At 58.8% G+C, this 24,558-nt stretch carries 21 protein-coding genes, 1 tRNA gene and 1 pseudogene; 7 read left to right on the forward strand and 16 right to left on the reverse strand.

Annotated features, from left to right (window positions below):
• Window positions 1-87 precede the first annotated feature (87 nt).
• Together BWR59_RS08470 and BWR59_RS08475 are read right to left on the reverse strand one after the other, a co-directional pair.
• Window positions 88-669, reverse strand: a complete 582-nt coding sequence (locus tag BWR59_RS08470) for an alpha/beta hydrolase (protein ID WP_081565258.1) — start codon at window positions 667-669, stop codon at window positions 88-90.
• Window positions 670-1,000: 331 nt separating this feature from the next.
• Window positions 1,001-2,071: a fatty acid desaturase gene (locus BWR59_RS08475; protein ID WP_081565185.1), complete on the reverse strand. Its 1,071-nt coding sequence runs from the start codon at window positions 2,069-2,071 to the stop codon at window positions 1,001-1,003.
• Between the two features lie 124 nt (window positions 2,072-2,195).
• Between BWR59_RS08475 and BWR59_RS08480 the strand changes: the two genes are divergently transcribed.
• On the forward strand, window positions 2,196-3,203 hold the full coding sequence (locus BWR59_RS08480; protein WP_081565186.1) for an AraC family transcriptional regulator: 1,008 nt from the start codon (window positions 2,196-2,198) through the stop codon (window positions 3,201-3,203).
• A 27-nt stretch (window positions 3,204-3,230) separates the two neighbouring features.
• Here BWR59_RS08480 and BWR59_RS08485 read toward each other — a convergent pair whose 3' ends face one another.
• Window positions 3,231-3,941 carry a Crp/Fnr family transcriptional regulator gene (locus BWR59_RS08485; protein ID WP_081565187.1) on the reverse strand — a complete coding sequence of 237 codons (711 nt, stop codon included), beginning with the start codon at window positions 3,939-3,941 and terminating at the stop codon, window positions 3,231-3,233.
• Between the two features lie 108 nt (window positions 3,942-4,049).
• Between BWR59_RS08485 and BWR59_RS08490 the strand changes: the two genes are divergently transcribed.
• Window positions 4,050-4,586, forward strand: coding sequence for an Mpo1-like protein (locus BWR59_RS08490; RefSeq protein ID WP_081565188.1), 537 nt, complete (start codon window positions 4,050-4,052; stop codon window positions 4,584-4,586).
• A 113-nt stretch (window positions 4,587-4,699) separates the two neighbouring features.
• On the opposite strand, the gene BWR59_RS08495 is transcribed toward BWR59_RS08490, so the two are convergent.
• The 6 genes from BWR59_RS08495 to dibA form a co-directional block, all read right to left on the reverse strand.
• Complete coding sequence (locus BWR59_RS08495; protein WP_081565189.1) at window positions 4,700-5,689, reverse strand: sulfate ABC transporter ATP-binding protein; 990 nt, start codon at window positions 5,687-5,689, stop codon at window positions 4,700-4,702.
• A 3-nt stretch (window positions 5,690-5,692) separates the two neighbouring features.
• Entirely contained in the window at window positions 5,693-6,565 is an 873-nt protein-coding gene (gene cysW / locus BWR59_RS08500; protein WP_081565190.1) for a sulfate ABC transporter permease subunit CysW, read from the reverse strand.
• Between the two features lie 11 nt (window positions 6,566-6,576).
• Window positions 6,577-7,398: a sulfate ABC transporter permease subunit CysT gene (gene cysT / locus BWR59_RS08505; RefSeq protein WP_081565191.1), complete on the reverse strand. Its 822-nt coding sequence runs from the start codon at window positions 7,396-7,398 to the stop codon at window positions 6,577-6,579.
• A gap of 178 nt (window positions 7,399-7,576) precedes the next feature.
• Window positions 7,577-8,584 carry a sulfate ABC transporter substrate-binding protein gene (locus tag BWR59_RS08510; protein ID WP_081565192.1) on the reverse strand — a complete coding sequence of 336 codons (1,008 nt, stop codon included), beginning with the start codon at window positions 8,582-8,584 and terminating at the stop codon, window positions 7,577-7,579.
• A gap of 87 nt (window positions 8,585-8,671) precedes the next feature.
• Entirely contained in the window at window positions 8,672-8,854 is a 183-nt protein-coding gene (gene oscA, locus BWR59_RS08515; RefSeq protein ID WP_081565193.1) for a sulfur starvation response protein OscA, read from the reverse strand.
• A gap of 251 nt (window positions 8,855-9,105) precedes the next feature.
• Window positions 9,106-11,028, reverse strand: a complete 1,923-nt coding sequence (gene dibA / locus BWR59_RS08520; RefSeq protein ID WP_081565194.1) for a phosphodiesterase DibA — start codon at window positions 11,026-11,028, stop codon at window positions 9,106-9,108.
• Between the two features lie 180 nt (window positions 11,029-11,208).
• On the opposite strand from dibA, the gene desA reads away from it, so the two are divergent.
• Complete coding sequence (desA, locus tag BWR59_RS08525; protein WP_081565195.1) at window positions 11,209-12,393, forward strand: delta-9 fatty acid desaturase DesA; 1,185 nt, start codon at window positions 11,209-11,211, stop codon at window positions 12,391-12,393.
• Between the two features lie 141 nt (window positions 12,394-12,534).
• On the forward strand, window positions 12,535-13,512 hold the full coding sequence (locus tag BWR59_RS08530; RefSeq protein WP_143490795.1) for a sensor domain-containing diguanylate cyclase: 978 nt from the start codon (window positions 12,535-12,537) through the stop codon (window positions 13,510-13,512).
• A 132-nt stretch (window positions 13,513-13,644) separates the two neighbouring features.
• Here the strand turns inward: BWR59_RS08530 and BWR59_RS08535 are convergent, their stop codons facing one another.
• The 3 genes from BWR59_RS08535 to gabD all read right to left on the reverse strand — a co-directional run bounded on the left by BWR59_RS08535 (window position 13,645) and on the right by gabD (window position 17,921).
• Window positions 13,645-14,868, reverse strand: a complete 1,224-nt coding sequence (locus tag BWR59_RS08535) for an HDOD domain-containing protein (RefSeq protein ID WP_230981978.1) — start codon at window positions 14,866-14,868, stop codon at window positions 13,645-13,647.
• A gap of 154 nt (window positions 14,869-15,022) precedes the next feature.
• Window positions 15,023-16,303 (reverse strand): 4-aminobutyrate--2-oxoglutarate transaminase, encoded by a 1,281-nt coding sequence (gene gabT, locus BWR59_RS08540; RefSeq protein ID WP_081565197.1) that lies wholly within the window; start codon window positions 16,301-16,303, stop codon window positions 15,023-15,025.
• 175 nt (window positions 16,304-16,478) lie between these two features.
• Complete coding sequence (gene gabD / locus BWR59_RS08545) at window positions 16,479-17,921, reverse strand: NADP-dependent succinate-semialdehyde dehydrogenase (RefSeq protein WP_081565198.1); 1,443 nt, start codon at window positions 17,919-17,921, stop codon at window positions 16,479-16,481.
• A 341-nt stretch (window positions 17,922-18,262) separates the two neighbouring features.
• Between gabD and BWR59_RS08550 the strand changes: the two genes are divergently transcribed.
• Both BWR59_RS08550 and BWR59_RS08555 read left to right on the forward strand, forming a co-directional pair.
• Window positions 18,263-18,339, forward strand: a tRNA-Arg gene (locus tag BWR59_RS08550).
• 149 nt (window positions 18,340-18,488) lie between these two features.
• Window positions 18,489-19,821 (forward strand): annotated as a pseudogene (locus tag BWR59_RS08555) (IS4 family transposase).
• 127 nt (window positions 19,822-19,948) lie between these two features.
• Here the strand turns inward: BWR59_RS08555 and BWR59_RS08560 are convergent.
• The 3 genes from BWR59_RS08560 to BWR59_RS08570 all read right to left on the reverse strand — a co-directional run bounded on the left by BWR59_RS08560 (window position 19,949) and on the right by BWR59_RS08570 (window position 22,887).
• On the reverse strand, window positions 19,949-21,301 hold the full coding sequence (locus BWR59_RS08560) for an ATP-binding protein (protein ID WP_081565199.1): 1,353 nt from the start codon (window positions 21,299-21,301) through the stop codon (window positions 19,949-19,951).
• A gap of 143 nt (window positions 21,302-21,444) precedes the next feature.
• Window positions 21,445-22,170, reverse strand: a complete 726-nt coding sequence (locus BWR59_RS08565) for a DUF4431 domain-containing protein (protein WP_081565200.1) — start codon at window positions 22,168-22,170, stop codon at window positions 21,445-21,447.
• An 87-nt stretch (window positions 22,171-22,257) separates the two neighbouring features.
• The gene (locus tag BWR59_RS08570; protein ID WP_230981979.1) at window positions 22,258-22,887 is read right to left on the reverse strand and encodes a TetR/AcrR family transcriptional regulator; all 630 of its coding nucleotides are present in this window, start codon (window positions 22,885-22,887) and stop codon (window positions 22,258-22,260) included.
• A gap of 122 nt (window positions 22,888-23,009) precedes the next feature.
• On the opposite strand from BWR59_RS08570, the gene BWR59_RS08575 reads away from it, so the two are divergent.
• Complete coding sequence (locus BWR59_RS08575; RefSeq protein WP_081565201.1) at window positions 23,010-23,447, forward strand: hotdog fold domain-containing protein; 438 nt, start codon at window positions 23,010-23,012, stop codon at window positions 23,445-23,447.
• Between the two features lie 102 nt (window positions 23,448-23,549).
• On the opposite strand, the gene tagQ is transcribed toward BWR59_RS08575, so the two are convergent.
• On the reverse strand, window positions 23,550-24,476 hold the full coding sequence (gene tagQ, locus BWR59_RS08580; RefSeq protein WP_081565202.1) for a type VI secretion system-associated lipoprotein TagQ: 927 nt from the start codon (window positions 24,474-24,476) through the stop codon (window positions 23,550-23,552).
• Window positions 24,477-24,558 lie beyond the last annotated feature (82 nt).

Consider the following 24,558-nt stretch of genomic DNA (forward strand, 5'->3'; position numbering starts at 1 on the left):
AAGACCGCAGCGCCTGTGCGTTCGCTGCGGCCAAAATGATCGTCATCGATGTGTGTTCAAACGCGACAGGCGTCGCGCGACACAGAGTCATGCGCGACGTCGGGCAAGTTGTTCGATACGGCCTTGCAGGCGGTACAGGTAGGCAAAACCCTGCTCCCAGCGCTGGTGACCGGATTTGACGTTAATGTGACCGGCGCCACTGAGAATGCCGATTTCGGCGCCCCAGTTGCGGGCCATTTCCATCGCTCGCAAAGCGCTCACGGCGGAGTCGTTGTCAGAGCTGACCACCTGGCTCGGGAACGGCAACAGGTGATCGGGAATCGGCGCAAAGTTACGAATCGCAGGCGGGCAGTTCGGACGCTCGACATCGGCAGGCGCTACCAGCAGGGCGCCGCGCACCTGACGCAGAGTTTCCAGCGGGGCAAGTTGCGCCCAATGCGCAACGGTCACGCAACCCAGGCTGTGGGCGATGAGGATCACCGGAGAACTGTCGGCAGCGATAGCGCGCTGCAATTCGCCTACCCAGTTTTCGCGACGCGGTTTGAGCCAGTCGGCCTGTTCCACGCGCACGCTGTTGGGCAGGCTGTTCTGCCAGTGAGTTTGCCAATGGTCGTCGGCAGATCCTTGCCAGCCTGGCACGATCAGGTAACGGATCGATTCGTTATGCATGGCCTTCGCCTCCTGCATTTTCTGCGTTCATGGCGGCGAGTATAGGGACGCGACATATATTCGAAAAAGAATAAGAAGATATTTATTAATAGCTTAAAAATATATGTCGCAGTTACGGGCCAAAGCGTGGCCAAAAAAGAGGGCCACCCCCTGCCTTAAGGAGTGGCCCTGATAATCACGCTGTCTGCCCCCAGCTCGCCGGGGATGAACAGAGAATACGAGGAAGTTGTTACAGAATTTTTTATCGCGAAAGGAAATTTGCTGAACAGGCCTGAGCAGGTTCGGACTGCCCATCAACCCATGCTCAATGCGATCTCTGTGGGGGACCACGTCAGGCCTGCGAACCTAGCTCGGCCTCAATAGTTTTCTCCACTCCGTCAAACCGGTTAGCCCGCGCAAACGTGCCGAAATCATTGAACCGCACCCCCATTTGCGCCATGACTTTGTGCGCGACCGGTGCAGTCATCTGGCGGATGTAGAAAGGCTCCTTCACCACGAAATGGTGAATACCGTGAGTGCTGCCGAAGTTGAAGCAGAACGCCTGCATGGGCCACAGCCACCATGGGTTCAGCACCTGCGTCTGCTGCATGACATTTCCGGACTCGACGTCACCGTAGTAATGCATGTTCGAGCTTACGAAATGCAGACAGAAGGTCCGCAGCACGTTCGGCCCGACAATCACCACCACCGCGATGTCGATGATGTGCATGACCGCCAGCGTGTTCGCCGACCAGTCGATGGGAGCCCCCATCAGGCTGGCGATGCCGTTGGCTGCGTGAAAACCGAGAAACACATACCACGCGCCCCAGTTGAGTAGCGCCAGCGGCGCATATACACGCAGCGTGCGCTTGAGAATGCTGAATTTATGCGCCCAGGTTTTCGCCCGCAGCATGCGGATCAGCGACGACATGACGTTATCGCCCACCATCAGCAAACGGGCGATACCCCATGGCTCGCCATTGGTGATGGCACGCTCTTCCATGTCCGCTTCGGTGCCGGAAACCTTGTGATGGTTGAGATGCAGATGTCGACGGATCCACGGGTTGATCGTGCTCGGGCGAGCCATCCACACCAGCGCTAGCATCACGTTATGCGGCGCCCTTTGCTTGCGGAAATACATGCTGTGGATCAGATCGTGCTCAAGCTCATGGGTCAGCGAGGCGAAGAAGGCATTCAGCAAAAGACACACCCACCAGCTCATGAAACCCACGAGATAGAGGGCCGCGCTGCCGATCATGCCAGTCAGCGCAAAAGCCAGAATCGCGACGCCGATTGCATCCTGATGAGCGAGGATCGGATAACGCTCGCGCAGAACCGCACCATGGGCCATCACCACCGCGCGAATATGCGCTGATCGCTGCTGTGCATTCAGTCCGGCAGCGCTTGCAGAAGTGTCGTGCATGCTTCCATTCTCCGGTTTTATTATTGAAATATGTTTCAGGGAAATCACGGCTTCACTGTGCCGTGTGCCCACGGCAGCTGCCCTGCCGCGAACGCCAACCTGTTGACCGGAAGCGCCAATCTGTATGCCTGAGCCGAGCATTCTCGCCAGCTGGACCCGCGCCCTGCGCAAGCAACTCGACGCCCTTGGCCTCGACAGTCTCGCGCTGAGTCAGGCTGCGGGCCTCGATCCACAGTTGATGGATGACCCCAATGCGCGTTATCCGGTCACGGTCACCACGCGTCTGTGGCAGCTGGCGGTGGAAGCCAGTGGCGATCCGGCGTTGGGTTTGCGCGTCTCGCGCTTCGTCAGCCCGACCACCTTCCATGCGTTGGGGTATGCGCTGGTGGCCAGTGGGTCGCTGCGTGAGGTGTTCGAACGTATCGTGCGCTATCACCCTGTGGTCAGCGATGCGCTGGATTTGAGTTTCACTCGGGTGGGCGAACGCTATGAGTTTCGCTTTCGCGTGCCGGAAGGCGGTCCGATGCCGGCCAATGAAGCCATGGATGCCTTCGCGGCAATCTACGTGCGCACGTGCCGCAACCGATTGGGGCGGCATTACGCGCCATTGGCCGTGCACTTGGTGCGCCCACAGCCGGCAGACCCGAAACCCTGGCATGACGTGTTCCGCGCACCGTTGCTTTTCAACGCACCCGAGAACCTGCTGCTGTTCGCCTGCGACGATTTCGACAGCCATCTGGACGATGCCAATCCGGAGCTGGCCGAACACAACGAAACCGTCCTCAACCGCGCGCTGGAAAAACTCAGCCCGCTGACCTGGGAGCGCAAGGTGCGCGGCGCCATCGAGATACAGCTGCCCGAAGGCGAACCCTCGGCAGAACGTATCGCGCACCATCTGCACCTGAGCCTGCGCAGCCTGCAGCGGCATCTGGCCGACGAAGGTTGCAGCTACGACCTGCTGCTCAACCAGTGCCGACAGAATCTGGCGTTGCAGCACATGCGCGAACCCGGCACTTCGCTCAGCGAAATCGCCTATCTGTTGGGTTTCGCCGACACCAGCAGCTTCAGCCGCGCGTTCAAGCGCTGGACCGGCATGACACCGAGTCAGTACCGCGACGCCATGCCTCGATGATGTCTGCTTTCGCCTGTAGCAGCACGGCTACAAGGTCAGCTCGGTCAGACGATGCCGGGCAGCTCTGCGCAAGCGGTCGACATTCAGCACTGAAATGAAATCGTGATCCCGACGAATGATCCCGCGCTCGGCGAATTGCCCGAGCACTCGATCTACCACTTCCGGCGTCAGCCCCAAACCCCGCTTCGACGGCAGATCATGGATCGACACGATGCGCGTCGAGCGGTCGATCTCGCCATAGCCTTCAGTGAGCAACAGCAGGCGAAACGCCACGCGCTCGTCAGTGGGCAGCAAGGTCACTTCGTCCACGGGCGGAACCGCAACACCCAGCTTCTCGGCCAGTAATTTACGGAACGAACGCCAGTGCTGCGGGTACTGTTGGAGCAGTTGCTCAAACGCCGCCTGAGGCATCTGCAACAAGATCACTTGATCTTGCGCATAAATGTCGTGCCGGCGGGGACGGTCATCGAACAGCGACACTTCGCCGAACCAGTAAGGCCTCGCGGTTGCAGTTTGCGGCAGCCAGTGCTGTTGCTGGCTGACCTGATTGAAGCGAATAGATCCGGCAAGCAGCGCATACAGACCGCACGCCGGCTCGTCACGCTCGAAGACAAACCTTCCGGGAGTGACCCGCCGCTGCCGCATCCCCAGCAGCAGACTATCCTGCAGTGAAGCGGGCAGATCGTTGAACCAGTGGTCGTGGCTTAACCATGAGCGCCATCGCGTTCCATTCGTCATGTGAATCTCCTTTTTCTTGTTGGCGTTTTATTGCAGGCTGAGCCCTCTGGTGGGCCCGGCCAAAAACCAAAACAGCGGCATGATCCACGCATCAACAGAGGAATAACAATGAAAAACCTCGTCGAACATCTCAGCCAATACGCGGCCTATCACCGCGATACCCGCAACATCGCCACTCATTTCGTCGGCGTTCCGCTGATCGTTCTCGCCGTGTCCGTGCTGCTGTCGCGTCCAGGCTGGAGCAGTTGGTCACTGGGCGAGCTGTGGCTGTCACCGGCCTTGCTGGCCACCGTGGCTGCGACCTTGTTTTACCTGCGGCTGGACCGGCCGTTCGGCGTTGCCATGGGCATCGTGCTCACGCTGTTCCTGTGGATCGGCGCCCATCTGGCGCAACAGAGCACGCTGGTCTGGCTTGGCTCCGGGGTCGGGCTTTTCGTGGTCGGCTGGGTGATTCAGTTCGTGGGCCATTATTACGAAGGGCGCAAACCGGCGTTTGTCGACGACGTCACAGGTCTGATCATCGGCCCGCTGTTCGTCGTGGCCGAAGCGGCTTTTCTGATGGGAATGAGAAGGAAGTTGCAAGGCAACATCGAGGGCAAGGTGGGGCGTACGCACAAGCGGGATTTGAAGAAGGCGGCGGCCTGAGCCCGGATTGCTTGCGCCAAACGCGAGGGAGCCGGTTTGATGACAAATGCGGTGGATCAGCAACTGTACTACTGAATGACCCACCGCAATAGTCACAAGTCAGGGCGTATCTATCAGATATTCGCGATCTTCTGCCACACCTTCGGCTTGAAGAACAACGTCTCGCCCCGCGCCAGGCCGATCAGGCTGTCGTGGTCCTTCACCACCTCGGCTTCGATCAGATCCGGCTGGCCTTCGACCTTGAGCGTCACGCGGGTGGTCGCGCCCAGCGGGCGGATATCGCGGACTTCAGCGGCGTGGTGGCCTTCCACTTCATGACGCGACAGCGACACTTCGTGCGGGCGGAACAACACATGGTTGTCTTCGCCCAGGTGCAGGCGGTTGGAGTCGCCAAGGAAGTGATAGACGAAATCGCTGGCCGGATTCTCGTAGACCTCGCCCGGAGAGCCGATCTGCTCGATCACGCCCTTGTTCATCACCACGATGCGGTCGGCGACTTCCATGGCCTCTTCCTGGTCGTGGGTCACGAACACGGAAGTGAGGTTGATGTCTTCGTGCAGACGCGCCAACCAGCGGCGCAGCTCTTTACGCACCTTGGCATCCAGCGCGCCAAACGGCTCATCCAGCAGCAAAACCTTGGGTTCCACCGCAAGTGCGCGCGCAAGGGCAATACGCTGGCGTTGACCACCGGACAGCTGCTCCGGGTAGCGATCGCTCAGCCAGTCCAGTTGCACCATGTTCAGCAGCTCATGAACCTTGGCGGCAATCTGACTTTCGCTCGGGCGCTGGTTCTTCGGCTTCATGCGCAGGCCGAACGCGACGTTGTCGAACACCGTCATGTGGCGAAACAGCGCGTAGTGCTGGAACACGAAACCGACGTTGCGATCACGCACGTCGTGTTCGGAGACGTCTTCGCCGTGGAACACGATGCTGCCCTGGTCCGGCGTTTCCAGCCCGGCAATGATGCGCAGCAGCGTGGTCTTGCCACAGCCGGACGGGCCCAGCAAAGCCACCAGCTCGCCACTCTGGATATCCAGATTGATGCTGTTGAGGGCCTTGAAGGCGTTGAAGTTCTTGCTGACGTTACGGACTTCGATCGACATGAATTATTCCTCCGCCGCGCTTTGGCGCAGACGGCTAATGCGCGCTTCGCTCCACTGCTTGAGCAGCAGGATGAACAGCGCAAGGATCAATAACAGGCTCGCCACGGCAAATGCAGCCACGTGGTTGTACTCGTTGTAGAGAATCTCGACATGCAGCGGCAAGGTGTTGGTCACGCCGCGAATATGGCCGGAAACCACCGACACGGCGCCGAATTCACCCATGGCCCGTGCGGTACACAGCACCACGCCGTAGATCAGACCCCATTTGATGTTCGGCACGGTCACATGCCAGAACATCTGCCAGCCGTTGGCGCCCAGCAAGCGTGCGGCTTCCTCTTCCTGCGTGCCTTGCTCCTGCATCAGCGGAATCAGCTCCCGGGCCACGAAGGGTACGGTCACGAAGATGGTCGCCAGCACGATACCCGGCAGGGCGAAGACGATCTGGATGTCGTGATCCTGCAGCCATGGGCCAAACAAGCCTTGGGCGCCGAACATCAACACATAGACCAGACCGGCAATGACCGGCGAGACCGAAAACGGCAGGTCGATCAAGGTCACCAGAAAGCTTTTGCCACGGAAGGAGTACTTGCTCACGCACCAGGCAGCGCTGACCCCGAACACCAGATTGAGCGGCACTGAAATCAGTACGGCGATCACGGTCAGCTTCAGGGCCGACAGGGCGTCAGGCTCGAAGATCGCCGTGAAGAACGCGCCGAGCCCCGACTTCAGGCCCTGGGACACCACAATGAACAACGGCAACAGCAGAAACAGGATAAACACCAACCAGCCGAGGCCGATCAGAATGCGCCGCGAAACCGCACTGCCACGCCGGGCGGCGTTGGCGGAGGATGCAGCGATGAGCGATGGACCGGACATAGTGCGCCTCCTCAGTTAGGGGTTTCGATGCGCCGCTGCAGCAGGTTGATCAGCAGCAACAGGATGAAGGACACCACCAGCATCATCACGCCGATGGCAGTGGCGCCGGTGTAGTCGTACTGGTCGAGCTTCACCATGATCAGCAGCGGCAGGATTTCGGTCTTCATCGGCATGTTGCCGGCGATGAAAATCACCGAGCCGTACTCGCCGACGCCACGGGCAAACGCCAGGGCAAAACCGGTCAGCCAGGCGGGCAACAACGCAGGCACCAGAATGTAGCGGAATACCTGAATGGGCCGGGCACCGAGACAGGCTGCGGCTTCCTCGACTTCACGGGGGATGTCCGCCAGAACCGGTTGAACCGTGCGCACCACGAACGGCAGCGTGACGAACGTCAGCGCCAGGGTGATGCCCAGCGGCGTGTAGGCGATCTTGAAGCCCAGGTCAGCGGCGAACTGCCCGACCAGACCTGTCGGCGTGTAGAGCGCGGTGAGCGCGATACCGGCAACAGCGGTTGGCAAAGCGAACGGCAGATCGATCATCGCGTCGATGATCTTGCGTCCCGGAAAGGTGTAGCGCACCAGAACCCAGGCCAGCAGAGTGCCGATGATGCCGTTGATGATGGCCGCATAGAACGCGGTGCCAAAGCTCAGTTTCAAGGCCGCCAGCACGCGGGGTGCGGTAACGATGGTCCAGAACTGATCCCAGGTCAGTTGCGCGGCGTGAACGAACATCGCCGCCAGGGGAATCAACACAATCAGACTGAGGTACACCAGGGTGTAACCCAGCGTCAGCCCGAAGCCGGGTATGACGGGGGAGATGCGTCGCGACATAAGTGTCCTTGGTTAACACACGTGACCCGGAAACGAATCCGGGTCTATTTGATTCAGCCAAGCCCTCTGTAACAGCATGACTTGCCGGCGGTGGCGCCCTCAGGATCTGCTCCGCCGGCAAGCCGGACTGCTACGGTCTGGACGTAACGGCCTCAGGAATACCCTTGGGCCGTACAGATTACTGCGCCTGATAAATCTGGTCGAACACACCGCCATCATTGAAGAATTTAGGCTGTGCAGACTTCCAGCCACCGAAATCCTTGTCGATGGTCAAAAGGTTCAGTTTAGGGAACTGCTTCTCGTACTTGGCGGCCACTTCGGCGTTGCGAGGACGATAGAAGTTCTTCGCCGCGATTTCCTGCCCTTCCTTGCTGTACAGGTGTTTCAGGTACTCGGTAGCGATTTCGGTGTTGCCCTTTTTCTCGGCGTTCTTGTCGACGACCGCGACAGGAGGCTCAGCCAGAATCGACAGCGAAGGTACGACGATGTCGAACTTGTCCGCGCCGCCGTCTTCTTTCAATGCCAGGAACGCTTCGTTTTCCCACGCCAGCAGCACATCGCCCTGACCGTTGTTGACGAAGGTGATAGTCGAACCACGCGCACCGGTATCCAGCACAGGCACGTGCTTGAACAGCTCTTTCACGTATTCGTTGGCCTTGGCTTCACTGCCGCCGGTTTTCAGCCCGTAGCCGTAGGCGGCGAGGAAGTTCCAGCGCGCACCGCCGGAGGTTTTCGGGTTCGGGGTGATGACGGAGACGTCTTTCTTGATCAGATCGCCCCAGTCCTTGATGCCTTTAGGGTTGCCCTTGCGCACCAGGAACACGATGGTCGAGGTGTAAGGCGTGCTCGCATCCGGCAGACGGGTTTGCCAGTCTTCCGGCAGGGTTTTGCCCAGCTTGGCGATTTCGTCGATGTCGCCGGCCAGTGCCAGCGTTACGACGTCGGCACGCAGGCCGTCGATGACCGAACGCCCCTGTTTGCCCGAGCCGCCGTGGGATTGCTTGATCTCGACCTTGTCGTCCGGATGGGATTTCTTCCAGAAGTTGACGAACTCGGCGTTGTAATCCTGGTACAACTCGCGTGTCGGGTCGTACGACACGTTGAGCAGTTCGTAATCCTTGGCGACGGCGGATCCGGCAAACACGGCGCTGGCGAGAGCTGCCAGCGCGTAACGACGAATGGACATGAATCAAGCTCCTGGAATTTTGTGTGTTGTTGGCTTTTTTCTAGTTTTGATTTTGGGTGTCGCGAGAGTTCGCAGGTGAGGCGCTACTCAACCCTGCTGTTTGCCCGGGTTCTGCAAACGGAATTTTTCTTTGCGTTCGATCTGCACCACTTGTGCGTTGTGCACAGTGATTTCAACCGCGCCAAAACGCAGGTCACGCAAAGCGCTCTGAATTTCTCGCAGAATGCTTGCTTCGTCCTGGCCGTCAACGCTACGTAGAGATGCGCTCATGATCGTGCTCCTTGAAGGGGTTGCCCGCAGCGGCGTGGGAAAGGCGGCTGCTTGTGGCGTGGGAGCGATATTAGAGAGGCGGGGTTATTCTTAAAAATACTATTTAAGAATGCAGATATAACCAAAAAGAATTTGGCAGGTTTCGGGCTTAGGTTGAATACGATCTGTAGCACCGTGGCTTGCCAACGGTAGCGATCGTGGGCCCGTCAAGGCTGGCAAGCCATGCTGCTACAAAGGGTGGGGAGGTGCGGCTAAACCGGCGCAAACACTGGCGCATGCTGCCAGTCGATCTGCTCGGCGGGCATTGGTCGGGCAAACCAGTAGCCCTGCCCCAGCTCGCACTGTTTCTGCAGCAGGAAATGCGCCTGATCCGCCTGCTCGATGCCTTCGGCCAATACCCGCATGCCCATGGCCTGGGCCAGCGCGATGATTGCCGTGACGATCGCGATGTCGTCCTCATCTTCCGGCAAGCCCGCGACAAACCCCTGATCGATCTTGAGCTTCTGCACCGGCATGCGCTTGAGCCGTAGCAACGATGAATAGCCGGTGCCGAAATCATCGATGGAAAGTTTCAGCCCCAACTCACGCAAACGGTGCATCTGTTCGATGGCCTGCTCGGGGTCATCCATGACCGCGCTTTCGGTCACTTCCAGCTCCAGATACCCAGGTGCCAGTCCCGTCTCGGCAAGGACTCGGGCAACGCGGTGATCGAGATCGCCACGGCTGAACAGGCGACTGGAGACGTTGACCGCAACGAACGACAGCTGTACGCCCTCATTGAGCCATTGGCACATCTGTCGGCAAGCCTGGGTCAACACCCAGTTGTCGAGATCGGCAATGAGACCGCTCTGCTCGGCGACCGGAATGAACTCGCCCGGCGAGACCATGCCGCGCTGCGGGTGCTGCCACCGCACAAGGGCCTCAACGCCTTCGATTCGACGAGTAAGCAGGTTATGGATCGGCTGATAGAACACCCGCAGTTCGTTCTGCGCGATGGCGCGACGCAATTCGCCGGTCAGTTCAACACGGCGCTGGGCGTGGGCTGTCAGCTGTTCGGTGTACAAGGCATAGCTTTCACGGCCCTGGCTCTTGGCGTGGAATAACGCCGCATCGGCATTACGCAGCAGCTGCTCGGCACTCAACGCGTCGTTGGGGAACAGGCTGATGCCGATGCTTGCCGTAAGAAACAGCGATTGATTGTCGAGCACGAACGGCTCACGCAAACCGTCCAGCAGGCCTTGCGCAAGCTCGGCGGCCTGCATGGCTTGCTGCGGGTTTTCGATAAGTACGGCGAACTCGTCACCGCCAAGGCGCGCCAGTGTTACGCCGTTCTCCAACAGAGCGGTCAGCCGCTCAGTGACGGCCTTGAGGACTTGGTCGCCCACGGCATGGCCCAGGCTGTCGTTGATGTGCTGGAAGTGGTCGAGATCGATCACCAGCAACGCCAGCGTCTGTTTGTTGCGGCGGGCATGGGTCTGTGCCTGCTCGGCGCGGTCGGAGAACAATAAACGGTTGGGCAAGCCCGTGAGCGCGTCGTAATGGGCCAAGTGCGCCAGCTCACGTTCGGAACGCTTGATCGAAGAGATATCGGAAAAGACCGCGGCAAAATGGGTGATCGCGCCCTTGTCATCCTTGATGGAACGGATGCTTTGCCACTGCGGGTAGATTTCGCCGTTCTTGCGCCGGTTCCAGATCTCGCCGCTCCACTGCCCCGCGCTGAGAATCGTTTTGTACATGCGCTCATAGAAGTCTGGACCATGGCGCCCGGATTTGAACTTGCTCGGCCGCATGCCCAGCACCTCATCCTGCTGGTAACCGGTGATTTCCATGAATGCCCGATTGACGTGAACGATTACGCCGTTGGCATCAGTGACCAGCACGCCTTCAAGCGTGCTGTCGAACACCGCAGCGGCCAGGCGCAGATGTTGCATATCCTGATCACGTCGGGCGTTGGCTTTGACGCCCATGAATGCCAGCAGTTGAGAACGGGCCAAATATATCGCCAGCGCGCTGAGCGCCAGCCACACATAACCGCTCATCAGTTGAGCATGTGCCAACTGACCCGAATCAGCGATCAACAGGGGCAGCAGGTAGTCGCAGACCACCAGCCAGAAAATCGACAGAAGCCCATACAACAGTGCGGTTTTCAGCGCATCGCGGGTGATAGTCGACATAGAAAAGTAAAAACCTTACGAAAGGACGGGATTATAAAGTAAGAAACATCCTGCGACGCTTATCTAAAACAGCGACTGGTTTTATCTGGTGGCTAAGTGATAATGCGCGCTGCTTCAACGAATCTGTACAAAAAGTAACCTTCCTACCTGTTCACGTTACAACCGAGGGCAACTCAGCCTATGTGGAACAACGGTCTGCTCGACCTTTCCGTCTGGCAATTGGTCGCAGTCACCCTGGCGATGACACATGTCACCATCGTCAGCGTCACGGTCTATCTCCATCGCTATTCAGCTCACCGCTCGCTGGAACTCAACGCCGGGCTCAAGCACTTTTTCCGTTTCTGGCTGTGGCTGACCACGGCGCAGAACACCCGCGAGTGGACCGCTATCCACCGCAAGCATCACGCCAAATGCGAAACCGTCGATGACCCGCACAGCCCGGTCATCAAGGGTTTGTCCACCGTACTGCGCAAAGGCGCCGAGCTGTACCGCGCCGAAGCCGAAAACCCTGAGACGCTGCGCATCTACGGCAAGAACTGCCCGGAAGACTGGATCGAGCGCAACCTGTACTCGCGCTACCCGCGTCTGGGCGTGATGATCATGGGCGTGCTCGATCTGGCCCTGTTCGGCGTCATCGGCATCACCGTCTGGGCCATCCAGATGATGTGGATTCCGGTGTGGGCTGCCGGCGTGGTCAACGGGCTGGGCCATGCGATCGGCTATCGCAACTTCGAATGCCGGGACGCCGCGACCAATCTGGTCCCGTGGGGCATCCTGATCGGCGGCGAAGAACTGCACAACAACCACCACACCTACCCCAACTCGGCCAAGCTGTCGGTCAAGCGCTGGGAGTTCGACATGGGCTGGGCGTGGATCAAGCTGTTCACCTGGCTGCGTCTGGCCAAGGTGCAACGAGTCGCGCCGATTGCCCATCGCGTCGAGGGCAAGGGCCATGTGGACATGGACACCGCCATGGCGATCCTCAACAACCGCTTCCAGATCATGGCTCAGTACCGCAAGCTGGTGATCGCACCACTGGTGGCTCAGGAACTGGCCAAGGCCGACGCCTCTGTGCGTCATCAGTTCCGCCGCGCCAAACGTCTGCTGTCGCGGGAAACCAGCCTGCTGGATGACAAGCATCAGGTGCGCATTCAGAACATGCTGGAGCACAGCCAGGCCCTCAAAGTCATCTATGAAAAGCGTCTGGCACTGCAACAGATCTGGGCGAAGACCAGCAGCAACGGCCACGACATGCTCGCGGCCATCAAGGATTGGGTACACGAAGCCGAAGCCAGTGGCATCCAGTCCCTGCGCGACTTTGCCGACCAGCTTAAAACCTACTCGCTACGCCCTCACCACGGCTGACGCCGTTGATCGGCGCACATTCGCTTGAATGTGCGCCTGTCGGAACTTAGTGCCACTACTCCAATCTCATTAGCACCTTCGCACTATGCTGTGTGAAACGTTGTGGCTGTGCGCCGCACCTTATTTCGAGATGCAGTGCTCATGGATAATCCGACATCCTCCCCCGCGATTCCGGCAGCAGCAGAGACATTGCTGGCGCTGATGCACGCCCAGGCTGAAGTCGCCCGTTTGAGCGAACGCGAACAACTGTTCAGTTCGTTGCTGGTCAGCGTCAACGCCGTGCTTTGGGCGTTCGACTGGCAAACCCAACGCATGATCTACGTCAGCCCCGCCTACGAACGCATTTTCGGTCGTTCGGCCGGTCTGCTCTTGGCCGACTATAACGAGTGGCGCGACAGCATCTATCCGGATGACCTCGATTACGCCGAGCGCAGCCTCAGTGAAGTGCTGGAAAAAGGCTCCATCGAAGACCGCGAGTACCGCATCATTCGCGCCGACGGCCAGGTGCGCTGGTTGAGCGACAAGTGCTTCGTCAGCCATCAGGCCGAGCATGGTCAGCGCCTGATCGTGGTCGGCATCGCCGAAGACATCACCGAAAAGAAACAGCTCGAAGACGAACTGCAACGCCTGGCCACCACAGACGTGCTGACCCAGAGCAGCAACCGTCGGCACTTCTTCGAATGCGCTCAGCGTGAATTCGAACAGGCGCGTCTGCAAGGCACGCCGATGGCTTTCCTGTTGCTGGACGTCGATGATTTCAAACTGGTCAACGACACCTATGGCCACCAGGAAGGTGACGTGGTGCTGCAACGGATCGCCGAATGCGGGCGAAAGACACTGCGCCGTGGCGATCTGTTCGGACGGATTGGCGGTGAAGAGTTCGCGGCAGTGTTTCCGGGGTGCGCGCCGGAAATGGCCAAGCAGATCGCCGAGCGCCTGCAACGCGAGATTCAGCGTCTGACTTTCCAGCGTGACGACAAGACGTTCGGCATCACTGCAAGCCAGGGACTGACCAACCTCGGCCAGGACGACCAGAGCCTCGAAGCCCTCTTCGCCCGCGCTGACGCGGCGATGTACCAGGCCAAGCGACAGGGCAAGAATCAGATCGTGTTGGTGTGAACCCAGCCCCCGGAAATCTGATCGGCGACAAGCGTCCTGTAGCAGTCCGGCTTGCCGGCGGTAGCGATTTCCCGACCGCCACCGCCGGCTAGCCGTGCTGCCACAGAGATCGGTTCATCAATCGTCCAAGAACTAAGCCACCAGCTTGTTTCTGACCCGCTCCAGATCCGATGCATTGACCTTCAGCAGCCGCGCCGATTTGCTTTTGGCCAGTGCCTCCAGCGGGTCTTCCTCCCCCAGCCGTCCCATCTGCCCGGCGAGATTCATCGCCAGCACTTCGCGGGTGTACACCCCGGTGTTGTACTGATAGACCGCCGCGATCAGCTCACGCAGCTCCAAGGGCAGGCGCCAGCGAGTTCGCAGCGCCGAGCCGAACGCAGCCGCATATTGTTCGAGCGAGTGGGCAATGATCGCCTCATCCAGCGTGCCGCCCGCCTGCAGCCACTCCTGCAGACAGCGGATCACCGACAGATCACCCAACCCCCTGAGCAAGCCTGCGCAGTAACAGCGCTCGTGATCCAGATCCAGCGTGCGCGCGAGAATCCGTGCATACCCCGCCGTGCGCCTCGATACGTCCCAGATCTGACTGGCTTGAAGAATCAGCGAGGGGTCGGTCAGCATCGCACCGCGTTTGAGGGCAAGCCCCTGGACCAGGTTGGCGCTTTGCGTCGCGCCCAATACGGTAAGCGCCTGTGCGAGTGTCTGCTGCGGTTTGCCCTGATGCTGTGAGGCGCTGTTGGCCGCCGCAATCAAAACCGCCGTGACGTGAGGATCGTTGATCAATTCCTGCTCGAGTTTTTTCAGATCGACGCCAGCTGACCCGCGACTGCGCACGAGGACGTCCCTCACATCGACGAACAACGGCCCGCCATCCGCCAGTTCACGGCGCTTATCCAGAAAGGCGTCCAGCCCGACTCCCGGTGCCAGCGCTGGCACCGCGCAGGCTATTTGCGCGCCGTCCGGCGAGAGCAGCGTCACAAGGCGCTGGCGCAGGTTGTCGATGTTCAGGGGTTTGGTCAGATACGCAGTCGGCGCCAACTGCACGGCCTCGCGCACACTGGCACTGTCGTTGCGGTTGCTGAGGAGGATGAAACGCACGGGAGGCTGGCGTTTGAGCATGCGCACACCGCGCAACAGACTGAGTCCATCGACCCCGGGCAACTCTCGGGAGGCGATCACCAGGTCGGGAATGAACCCGCGCATGAGTTCCACAGCCTGCTTGCCGTCCGGGCACACTTCCAGTTTTGCATCGCAACGCACATCCAGCACCAGTTCGCTGAGCATCTCGCGAGCCCAGGGATCTGATTCGGCAATCAACACACGAGGAACAGCAGGCGCCTCTACAACGGTCATCATGACTCTCCGGCATCAGTCTTCGTACATTAGTCAAAGAGCGACGCGGGAGACAGGCTAAAAGCGAATTTTCTGGCGTCAATAAACGAAAAAACCTGCCGAAGCAGGTTTTTTCTGACGAACTGGTCACATTTTGATCAATCGTGACCCGCCGACATCAGGCGATTTCGGCGAAGCACTCTTCGATGATCTTCAGGCCCTTGTCCAGTTGCTCGTCTGGCGAGGTCAGCGGAACCAGCACGCGCAGCACGTTGCCGTAGGTGCCGCAGGACAGCAGGATCAGACCCTTGTCGCGAGCCTTGGCCACCACTTGCGCGACTGCTGCGGCGTTCGGCTTGTGGGTGTCGCCGTTTTCGAAGCACTCCAGAGCGATCATCGCGCCCAGGGCACGGACTTCGCCGATGACCGGGTGCTTGGCCTGGATGGCGCGCAGACCAGTGACCAGACGCTCGCCCACAGCCTTGCAGCGGTCCAGCAGATGCTCTTCTTCGAACACTTCCATCACGGCCAGGGCCGCTGCGCAAGCAATCGGGCTACCGGCGTAGGTGCCGCCCAGACCGCCTGGAGCGATGGCGTCCATGTATTCGGCCTTGCCGCAGACACCGGCCAGCGGGAAACCGCCAGCGATGGATTTGGCGAAGGTGGTCAGGTCGGCAGTGACGCCCATCTGTTCCATGGCGAAGAAGGTGCCGGTGCGGCCAGCGCCAGTCTGCACTTCGTCAGCGATCAGCAGGATGCCGTGCTTGTCGCACAGTTCGCGCAGGCGAGCCATGAACGCTTTCGGCGCCACGTAGAAACCACCCTCGCCCTGCACCGGCTCGATGATGATCGCGGCGATGTCTTTTGGCTCGGCGTCGTTCTTGAAGATGCGCTCGATGCTGGCGATGGAGTCGTCAACGCTCACACCGTGCAGCTCGTTCGGGTACAGGGCGCGGAAGATGCCGCCTGGCATCAGGCCCATGCCGGCCGAGTAAGGCACGACTTTACCGGTCAGACCCAGGGTCATCATGGTACGGCCGTGATAAGCGCCGGTGAACGCGATCACACCCGCACGGCCAGTGGCGGCGCGAGCGATCTTCACGGCGTTCTCGACAGCTTCGGAACCGGTGGTGACCAGCAGGGTTTTCTTGTCGAAGTTGCCCGGGACCTTGGCGTTGATTTTTTCGCACAGCTCAACGTAAGGCTCGTAAGCCAGCACCTGGAAGCAGGTGTGAGTCAGCTTGGTCAGCTGTTCTTGCACGGCGGCGACGATTTTCGGGTGCAGGTGACCGGTGTTCAGTACCGCGATGCCGCCAGCGAAGTCGATGAACTCGCGACCTTCGACGTCGGTAACGGTAGCGTTCTTCGCGGACTCGGCGAAGATCGGGTGAATCTGACCAACGCCACGCGGGACAGCGGCTTCGCGGCGTTTCATCAAGGATGCGTTTGTTTTGCTCATGATTTCCTCATTCACCGCTCATCGGGCGGCGTGGTTCAAGGATCAAGCGGCGGGGGTCAACAGCGCCAGCATACGATGATCGACTGGCGCGGCCTCCCGGCCACCAAATGGGTTTTGGTGCTGCAAAAACCGGCGGAACGTCGCTCTCGCGCCCCGCAGGTTGAATATCGCTGCCTTATACGCTGAGGCAGAGGTATTTGATTTCCAGATAGTCTTCGATGCCGTATTTCGAACCTTCACGACCCAGACCCGAAGCCTTCACACCGCCGAACGGCGCGACTTCGTTAGAGATCAGGCCGGTGTTGATGCCCACCATGCCGTACTCCAGGGCCTCGGCAACGCGGAACACGCGGCTCATGTTCTGTGCGTAGAAATACGACGCCAGACCGAACTCGGTGTCGTTGGCCATGGCAATCACTTCGGCTTCATCTTTGAAGCGGAACAGAGGCGCCAGCGGGCCGAACGTTTCTTCCTTGGCCACGGCCGCGTCTTTCGACACGTTAACCAGAATAGTCGGTTCGAAGAAGTTGCCTTCCATGCTGTTGCCACCGCTCAGCACTTTCGCGCCTTTGCTCAGGGCGTCAGCGATGTGTTCTTTGACCTTGGCGACTGCTTTTTCGTCGATCAGCGGGCCAGTGGTGGTGCCTTCAGTCATGCCGTCACCGACTTTCAACTTCGCGACTGCCGCTTTGAGCTTCTCGGCGAAAGCGTCGTAGACCGAATCCTGTACGTAGATGCGGTTGGCGCAGACGCAGGTCTGACCGTTGTTGCGGTACTTGGAGATGATCGCGCCTTCGACGGCCTTATCCAGATCCGCGTCGTCGAACACGATGAACGGCGCGTTGCCGCCCAGCTCCAGCGAGACTTTCTTGATGTCGTGGGCGCACTCAGCCATCAACTGGCGACCGATTTCAGTCGAGCCGGTAAAGGACAATTTGCGCACGATGGGGTTACTGGTCAGCTCGCTGCCGATGTCGCCGGCGCTGCCAGTCACCACGCTGAACACGCCAGCCGGGATGCCTGCGCGCTCAGCCAGTTCAGCCAGCGCCAGAGCGGAGTAAGGCGTTTGCGAAGCAGGCTTGAGGACCATGGTGCAACCGGCAGCCAGCGCCGGGCCAGCTTTGCGGGTGATCATCGCGGCCGGGAAGTTCCATGGGGTGATCGCCGCAGTCACGCCGATTGGCTGCTTCAGCACGATCAGGCGCTTGTCCGGCTGATGGCCCGGAATCACGTCGCCATAGATGCGCTTGGCTTCTTCAGAGAACCACTCGATGAAGGAGGCGGCGTAAGCGATTTCGCCCTTGGCTTCGGCCAGCGGCTTGCCCTGCTCCAAGGTCATCAGGCGACCGAGGTCGTCCTGGTTTTCGATCATCAGTTCAAACCAGCGACGCAGCTTGCCGCCACGTTCTTTGGCGGTCAGCGCACGCCATGCTGGAAGGGCCTTGTCGGCAGCTTCGATGGCACGGCGGGTTTCGGCAGCGCCCATTTTAGGAACGGTGCCAAGAGTCTCGTTGTTGGACGGGTTGTTGACCTTGATGGTCTGGCCGCTGTCGGCATCGGCCCAGGCGCCATTGATGTACGCCTGTTGGCGGAACAACTTCGAATCTTTGAGCTGCATGTCGGCCTCCTAAACAGCACCGCGCAAGGCGGAGCGAATTATTGATTATTCAAAGGGCGCCTCAGCCGAGGCTGCCGTCAGGAAAACATTCGCCGGGCCCCGCACGCACGGGTCGCGAAAAGCGCGGGTGACCGAACGGGAGCGTTTGAAATCTCAAACGAATCCTAGGGACAACAGGGGTAAAGGACAATAGTCCGTTCGAAAAAAAGAACGCACGCTGTCGCATTGGCGAAAATTTCAGGTCAACGCATCCTCCAACATCCGGAAACGTGTGAAATTGACAACAGTCACTCGCCAGCATGGACGCACGCAGGCCAGATGAGTATCATGGCGCCCGCGTTGCACCTGTAGCTCAGCTGGATAGAGTACTGCCCTCCGAAGGCAGGGGTCGTGGGTTCGAATCCCGCCAGGTGCGCCATTTTTGATTTCAGGCCGTGCAATACGTTCTGAGAATCTGCCAGACATAAAGAAGCCCGCCGATGTGCGTAATGCTGTTCACTTAAGCATTTGAACCACAGCAGGGGTTCTTAGAAAATCCGATGCCAGATACTTGGCATCGGATTTTTTATGTCTGTTCAACAGCACCTGCTCGACCTCGGCGACCTCTTCAACTTTTCAGACCTGAGTACGTTCACTCAAAATATCCCCATTGAATGGGTAGCCTCGGCTTTGGAACTCTCCAGCCAGGCCACTATCAGGCGTCGCCGCCTGCCGGCAGACCAAGTGCTCTGGCTAGTATTGGGTATGGCGCTGTTCCGCGACGAGCCTGTGCACGAGGTCGCCAGGCGACTCAATATCTGCGCTCAAGGCTTGGCAACAGACCACTTACTTGCGCGTAGCGGCGTGACCGAAGCCCGCAAACGCCTCGGCTCGGATCCCGTCGAATGGCTGTTTCGCAAGACAGGCAACCAATGGGGCGGGGAGCGCTACCGCGATGATTCGTGGCAGGGGTTGCAGGTCTTTGCCGTGGACGGAGCGCTGCTGCGTACCCCGGATACGCCCGAGCTTCGCGATCATTTCGGCTCTGGAAATACACCGACCGAACGCCAGACCCCTTTTCCAATGCTGCGTCTGGTGGCGCTGATGAATGTACGTTCGCATGTGATCCTGGATGCGCAACTGAGCCCCTATCGACGTAGCGAAATGCGTTTGGCTGATGAGTTTCTAGAGCAGATACCCAACCAGTCGGTCACCCTGTTCGACAAGGGTTTCTGGAGTGCCGATCTGATGCTTCGCCTGAGTGGTCAGGGGATTAGTCGCCATTGGCTGACCCCGGCACGTAAGAACCTGGTCAGCGAAGAAGTGGTTCGCTATGGCAAAAACGACCGTTTGGTACGAATGAAAGTGTCGGCGCAGGCAAGAAAGCGAAACCCGGATTTGCCGACGCATTGGGAAGTTCGAGAGGTCAGTTACGAGATTCAGGGCAAGCTGAAAACGATCATGACATCGCTGCCGGCAGCCACCTACAGCACCAACGCCGTTGCCAAGCTTTATCAGGAGCGTTGGGAAATCGAGCTGGGTTTCAGAGATATCAAAAGTTCGATGCAGCAGAACGCAATGACCTTGCGCAGCAAGAAGATCGACTTGGTTTATCAGGAAGTCTGGGGCTTGCTGTTGGCTTACAACATGATTCGACGGGAGGCGAGCCAGGCGGCTGTCGCTTTTGGCCGAGCGCCATCGGACATTCGGTTCAAACCCGCTTGTCAGTACATTGCTGTTCAGTTGATCGTGATGGCGGCGGCCAACCCGATTTCTAGCGACGGGAAGGCGGCTGGCGGAGCTACGAGCGGGTGTTGGGGGAATGTTTCTGGATCACCGCCCGAGGCCTTCGAGACCAAGGACGGGGAAAATTTCAAAAACCCGATTTCCGGTAGACCGCAAGGCTGCTCCGCTTAAGTGAACAGCATTACGCCGATGTGCGGGCTTTTTTGTGGGCGCGCGAATTCGGGGAAACCTTCAGTCGCTACTCGATGGACGGACCCTTCAAAATGGATTTCCCTGCTGCCGGCGAGAAGTTGTCGGCGTCATCACTCCAGCACCTCCCAGTGGCCCCCCTTCGTGGGTCCGATGTGCCGTATCAGACCATCACGCCTCAGCCTGTTCAGATGAAATTTCACGCCATCTATGCTGAGACCCAAGAGCCCTGCGATTTGGCGTCCGTTCAATTCCGGGTGCCGGCGGAGCAGTACCAGTATTTGTGTTCGCGAGCTTCCCTGTAGAATTTCTTGGGTAGTTTCTTGGGTAGTTTCTTGGGTAGTTTCTTGGGTAGTAGCGTGGTCAGCTTTCACCCGAAAAGTTAGCATTACGCCTGACATGCTGGTATCGAACAGTGGCGAAGGAATACCTCTTTTACGGCATTCACTGAGAATTGTCTCTATACCCCGCCCCCACGACTCAACGTAACCGGCTCGAAAAAACACAGATGCCAAAAGAGGGTTGAATGGGTAAGAGGGGTGTTTGGCGAACAACTGGGCTTGAGTCCAGCGATCCGGTAATTGCCCAGGATTCCAGATCACGATCTGCTTCTCATAGACGCTTATCTGTATGGCAATGCCGCTGGCGTAGTCTTTGTGGATCACCGCATTAAGCAGAGCCTCGCGCAGAGCCTGCAGGGGAAACGAGAACTGCTCCACACGTTGAACGCCTTCGTAGCAGATGTTCGCTTTCAGGTATTTACTGGTTAAAAGATCTATCGCGTTTTCCACTTGGGAAAAGAGATCGCCACGAATCTCATCCTGGTATCGCAGATCCTCATGACCGACAAAAAAACCGATCTTTATGTACGCGCCGGGTATAAACCGCTCGGGCTCGGCACAAAAAAGTAGTGCAGCGGCGCGCTTTAGATAGGGCCCTTCTTCAAGCAGGAGGTTTGCCATCAAAGCCGCATCGCTATCTTCAAGGACAGCCTCACCAATGCGCCCGCTTCTGATTGCTTTAAGCCGAAACCTCTGCAGGGCAGCTGGCAGGCATTCACTCGCGCTTAGCCCCGGAAGAGCAAGACCATCCCAATGCAGACCCTGTTTGCGCAAAAGAAAATGCGACAGCGCGGCCCCCCTCAACTCTTGTTTCGTACTGCCGCTACGATAGTGATACTCGCCTTTGTAGCTAACGGGGGAAGGATAGGCCGGTACAACGATCTCCAACAAAGACTTCCCGCCGATTTGCTGGAGATTGACGTCAACCATGATGCCCAGAACATCTCGAACTTTGTTGGGTATCTCCTTCAACAATCTTGCGGAGTCAGGAATACCGACGGGATTTCCCTCGTCGCTGCGGCCGATCTCCAACACACCACCGTCCGCGTTGGCAAAACCACATATCCATTTCAGATATTCATCACGCCATGCAACCTTCCATTCCCGCTGTTGGTGCTCGCTCATTTCGATCTTACTTGTCGATCCAGAAGTACCCTCATGGTAGCCACACGCACAGGTTGAATCAGACCGAATTGTGCCGTTTTGAAATTCTCAGAAGCACCCTACAACCTGTAGCCCTAATTCCTTACCCGACTTGCGCTCGTTTTTTACTCATCCGTCCCACCCAACCCCAGAACCACCTGCGCCTGATCAAGCCAGACCGACTGTGGTCTTCCTCCGTCGCCGGCGTACTCGGCGCGCACCCAGCCTCCGTTTGCGATTGACGTCACGCTGACCGACGTGCCCTGCGCCAGAAATTCGCGCTTACTCGTACAGGTCGGGTTAGGCGCCTGATAGATCCAGGCGTTGCCTGCGATAATCTTGCCTTGCAGCGAAGGGTTGTAGGTTTCCTCGTGCATACCGACCTTTTGGTTCAGCAGCTCGCAGTCGACCGGTGCTCCGGCCATGCCGCTCACCAGTTGCACCTGTTGCATCAGCACCTGAGTGTGGTGAAAACCGGTGACGGCACCGAAAAGAGTGCCTTTGAGCACGACGGGCTGGTCGAGGTAGGGGCGCAGGTTGTCGTAATCGGTAGGCTGCAGGACCAGTTGCACCAACGTTTCGTTATCTTCGACGTGGATCTCGGCCTCGTTTTCGTTGCCCTGCATGCACAGTGGTTCTGACAGCGAGAGATAAAAGCCTACCTGCGGCTCATCGCCGGTGACGACGTCTTCGAAACCTGGAGGGCCAGGAAAGACCTGACGCGTCAGAGTGCCACTGAGATTGGCGTCCGCAGGCTCATACTGATTGCAATCGGCGGCCCGCACCGCCGTGAAGGGCGCAAGGCAAAGGCCGACGCACAGTAGGCAAGACAAGCGCGAGAATGAATCCATAGGAGCAACATCCAGCAACACGCCAAAGGGGCGTAGCCGTAGGTTAGAGAAAACTCCGACAGTCGCCAGCCTTCGCGCAAAAGATTGTTACGCCGCCACCGAAGCCCACGCCGCTTCAGCCAGCTCCTCCCGATAACCACTGGGCGAAGTTTTCACCCGCCCTGACAGCCAGGCGCGGCAATAGCTTTCCGCCGGACCGACGATCAACGACAGGAACAGCTCGGCCGGCCACTCGCGAAACGCCGTGCGCCGCTCTGGGTCGGCCAGCCATTGCTTCAAATGCCGATTGCGATGGCGATTGCGTTCAATCAGCTCATCGCCTTGAGGCCCCCTCGCCACGGCCGAACGCGCCTGATACTGAAAACGCGCCAGATCCGGCTGCTGCGTCACCCAATCAACGTAACTGTGCACCAGCGCCGCGATGCCTTCCTGCGGGCTCTGCGCCTGGTCCAGATAAAGCTCGCGCATTAGCGCCTGATCTTCCAGCGCACAGAAAAACAGCGCCGCCACGACGCCTTCCTTATTACCGAAGTGGTGGTAGATGTTGCCGACGCTGGTGCCGCATCGCGCCTTGATCATGTCGATGGTGGTCGGCTCCAGCCCATGCTCGTTAAAACACGCCAGAGCGCTGAGCAAGATGTCGCGTTTGAGTGCGGCGCGAGCGCCAGGGTAGCTGCGTTCGAGCGCCTGAGCGGCAATCGGATCGGAAGATGTCAAAGCGAGCCCTCTTGAGGGTGAATCAGCCAAATCGTGGCAAACGGGATTTACAGAATAATATTCTGTAACTAGGATGAAGTCACACCGAATAATATTCTGTTTAGCTCAATCCGAGGTATCCCATGAACAACATGCTCGCGATGTTCAACAATGCAGGCCCGGAGAAATTCAGCCAGATGGTCTGCCAGATGGCGCCCTACTTCAGCACCATCACACCCACTCTGACGCAACTGCGCCCTGGCCACGCCGAAGTGGAATTCGCCTTTCGCCGCGAAATCACCAACCATCTGGGCTCCGTTCACGCCATCGCACTCTGCAACGCCGCCGAACTGGCTGCCGGGACGATGACCGACGTTTCGATTCCAGAAGGCGCGCGCTGGATTCCCAAAGGCATGAGCGTCGAATACCTGGCCAAGGCCAAAACCGATATTCGTGCGGTGGCCGATGGCAGCGAGGCGGACTGGTCTGTGGCAGGGGATAAGGTGGTGTCGGTGGAGGCGTTCGATACCGAGGGGGCTAAGGTTTTTACGGCGCGGATTACGATGAATGTGAAGTTTTGAAGTTTTGAAGTTTTGAAGTTTTGAAGTTTCGAAGTTTCGAAGTTGAATGAACCAGCCCTGCTGAGTGCAAGGGCCGGTGGTCTCAAAGCTTGAATTCGCTAATCAGACATTCGGGCAAGGCACAGGAGCCCAATCGCCGAGGTCTGGGTTCTTGCACATGGCGTTGACCTGAGACTGGCCGGTCGCCGCGATCTGCTGGCTGGCGGCCTGCCTGCTCTTGGCTTCCTGCAGTGTCCTCTCGGTGCTCACGGCCTCCTGCGGCACGGCCGGCAGTTTCTTCTTCGTCGGTTTCTTTTTCTTGCTGTTGGTGGTTGCAGTGGTCGTATGCGCTGCGGCAACGGATGCCACATCAATACGCGGCACACCTACGGTCTGCAGGTCTTTTTCGTATGCCTGGGTGTAGTTGTTCAGGTCTTCACCGGTGCGACCATTAACTGCAGTGATGAGGTCATTGGACTCTTTCAGGCCGGCCACGATTTCCGCCAGACGCTTGCGACCTTCGGTGTCGTTGATGGTGTTGGCTTTACGTGCGGAAATCAGCTGGGTGAACTCGCCTTGATAGCAGGACTGAGAGGCCTTGGCGTAAGCAGTGCTGCGATCGAGGTCGGCGGCGCTCTTGGTGATGTCAGCGGCATAGGAGCCGATGCGCTGGTTGTCGTCAGCGATCTGCTTCTGTTTTTCGGTGTAATAACCTGCCGCACCGCCGACCAGCGCTCCACCCGCTGCGCCAATTGCAACGTTGCGCGCTCGGTCTTCGGAATTGCCGACGAACGCGCCGGCCAGCGCCCCGCCCAGTGCCCCAACAGCAGCGCCACCCATCACTGACTTTTGGGTATCCGAGTCGGTTTCGCGAAGGTGTTTCACAGGCTCGTAGCAGGTCTGGTAATACTCGACATGCGTCGTTGCGCCTACCTTGGAGACCGGCGAACTGGCACAACCCGTCATCAGGACAGCGCTGAATCCTGTGGCAACCAACAGCAGTCCACGGCAGCTGGAAGTCGAAACAACGGGTTTACGGAGTAACTGCATGATGATGCTCTCTTTTCTGGTTTTAAAACGCCGGTACGGCAGAGGGCCGCCCGGACTCCCTTTAAGCCCACTGGACGACGGC

It is taken from the genome of Pseudomonas sp. Bc-h, assembly GCF_002080045.1.
Classification (GTDB): domain Bacteria; phylum Pseudomonadota; class Gammaproteobacteria; order Pseudomonadales; family Pseudomonadaceae; genus Aquipseudomonas.

Coding starts and splice junctions, on each gene's coding strand:
- dibA (WP_081565194.1), bottom strand. CDS start 11,028: ATGTCGACTATCACCCGCGATGCGCTGAAAACCGCACTGTTGTATGGG.
- cysT (WP_081565191.1), bottom strand. CDS start 7,398: ATGTCGCGACGCATCTCCCCCGTCATACCCGGCTTCGGGCTGACGCTG.
- BWR59_RS08535 (WP_230981978.1), bottom strand. CDS start 14,868: ATGATGACCGTTGTAGAGGCGCCTGCTGTTCCTCGTGTGTTGATTGCC.
- BWR59_RS08490 (WP_081565188.1), top strand. CDS start 4,050: ATGAAAAACCTCGTCGAACATCTCAGCCAATACGCGGCCTATCACCGC.
- oscA (WP_081565193.1), bottom strand. CDS start 8,854: ATGAGCGCATCTCTACGTAGCGTTGACGGCCAGGACGAAGCAAGCATT.
- BWR59_RS08560 (WP_081565199.1), bottom strand. CDS start 21,301: ATGAGCGAGCACCAACAGCGGGAATGGAAGGTTGCATGGCGTGATGAA.
- desA (WP_081565195.1), top strand. CDS start 11,209: ATGTGGAACAACGGTCTGCTCGACCTTTCCGTCTGGCAATTGGTCGCA.
- BWR59_RS08575 (WP_081565201.1), top strand. CDS start 23,010: ATGAACAACATGCTCGCGATGTTCAACAATGCAGGCCCGGAGAAATTC.
- BWR59_RS08480 (WP_081565186.1), top strand. CDS start 2,196: ATGCCTGAGCCGAGCATTCTCGCCAGCTGGACCCGCGCCCTGCGCAAG.
- cysW (WP_081565190.1), bottom strand. CDS start 6,565: ATGTCCGGTCCATCGCTCATCGCTGCATCCTCCGCCAACGCCGCCCGG.
- BWR59_RS08495 (WP_081565189.1), bottom strand. CDS start 5,689: ATGTCGATCGAAGTCCGTAACGTCAGCAAGAACTTCAACGCCTTCAAG.
- gabT (WP_081565197.1), bottom strand. CDS start 16,303: ATGAGCAAAACAAACGCATCCTTGATGAAACGCCGCGAAGCCGCTGTC.
- gabD (WP_081565198.1), bottom strand. CDS start 17,921: ATGCAGCTCAAAGATTCGAAGTTGTTCCGCCAACAGGCGTACATCAAT.
- BWR59_RS08565 (WP_081565200.1), bottom strand. CDS start 22,170: ATGGATTCATTCTCGCGCTTGTCTTGCCTACTGTGCGTCGGCCTTTGC.
- BWR59_RS08470 (WP_081565258.1), bottom strand. CDS start 669: ATGCATAACGAATCGATCCGTTACCTGATCGTGCCAGGCTGGCAAGGA.
- BWR59_RS08485 (WP_081565187.1), bottom strand. CDS start 3,941: ATGACGAATGGAACGCGATGGCGCTCATGGTTAAGCCACGACCACTGG.
- tagQ (WP_081565202.1), bottom strand. CDS start 24,476: ATGCAGTTACTCCGTAAACCCGTTGTTTCGACTTCCAGCTGCCGTGGA.
- BWR59_RS08510 (WP_081565192.1), bottom strand. CDS start 8,584: ATGTCCATTCGTCGTTACGCGCTGGCAGCTCTCGCCAGCGCCGTGTTT.
- BWR59_RS08475 (WP_081565185.1), bottom strand. CDS start 2,071: ATGCACGACACTTCTGCAAGCGCTGCCGGACTGAATGCACAGCAGCGA.
- BWR59_RS08530 (WP_143490795.1), top strand. CDS start 12,535: ATGGATAATCCGACATCCTCCCCCGCGATTCCGGCAGCAGCAGAGACA.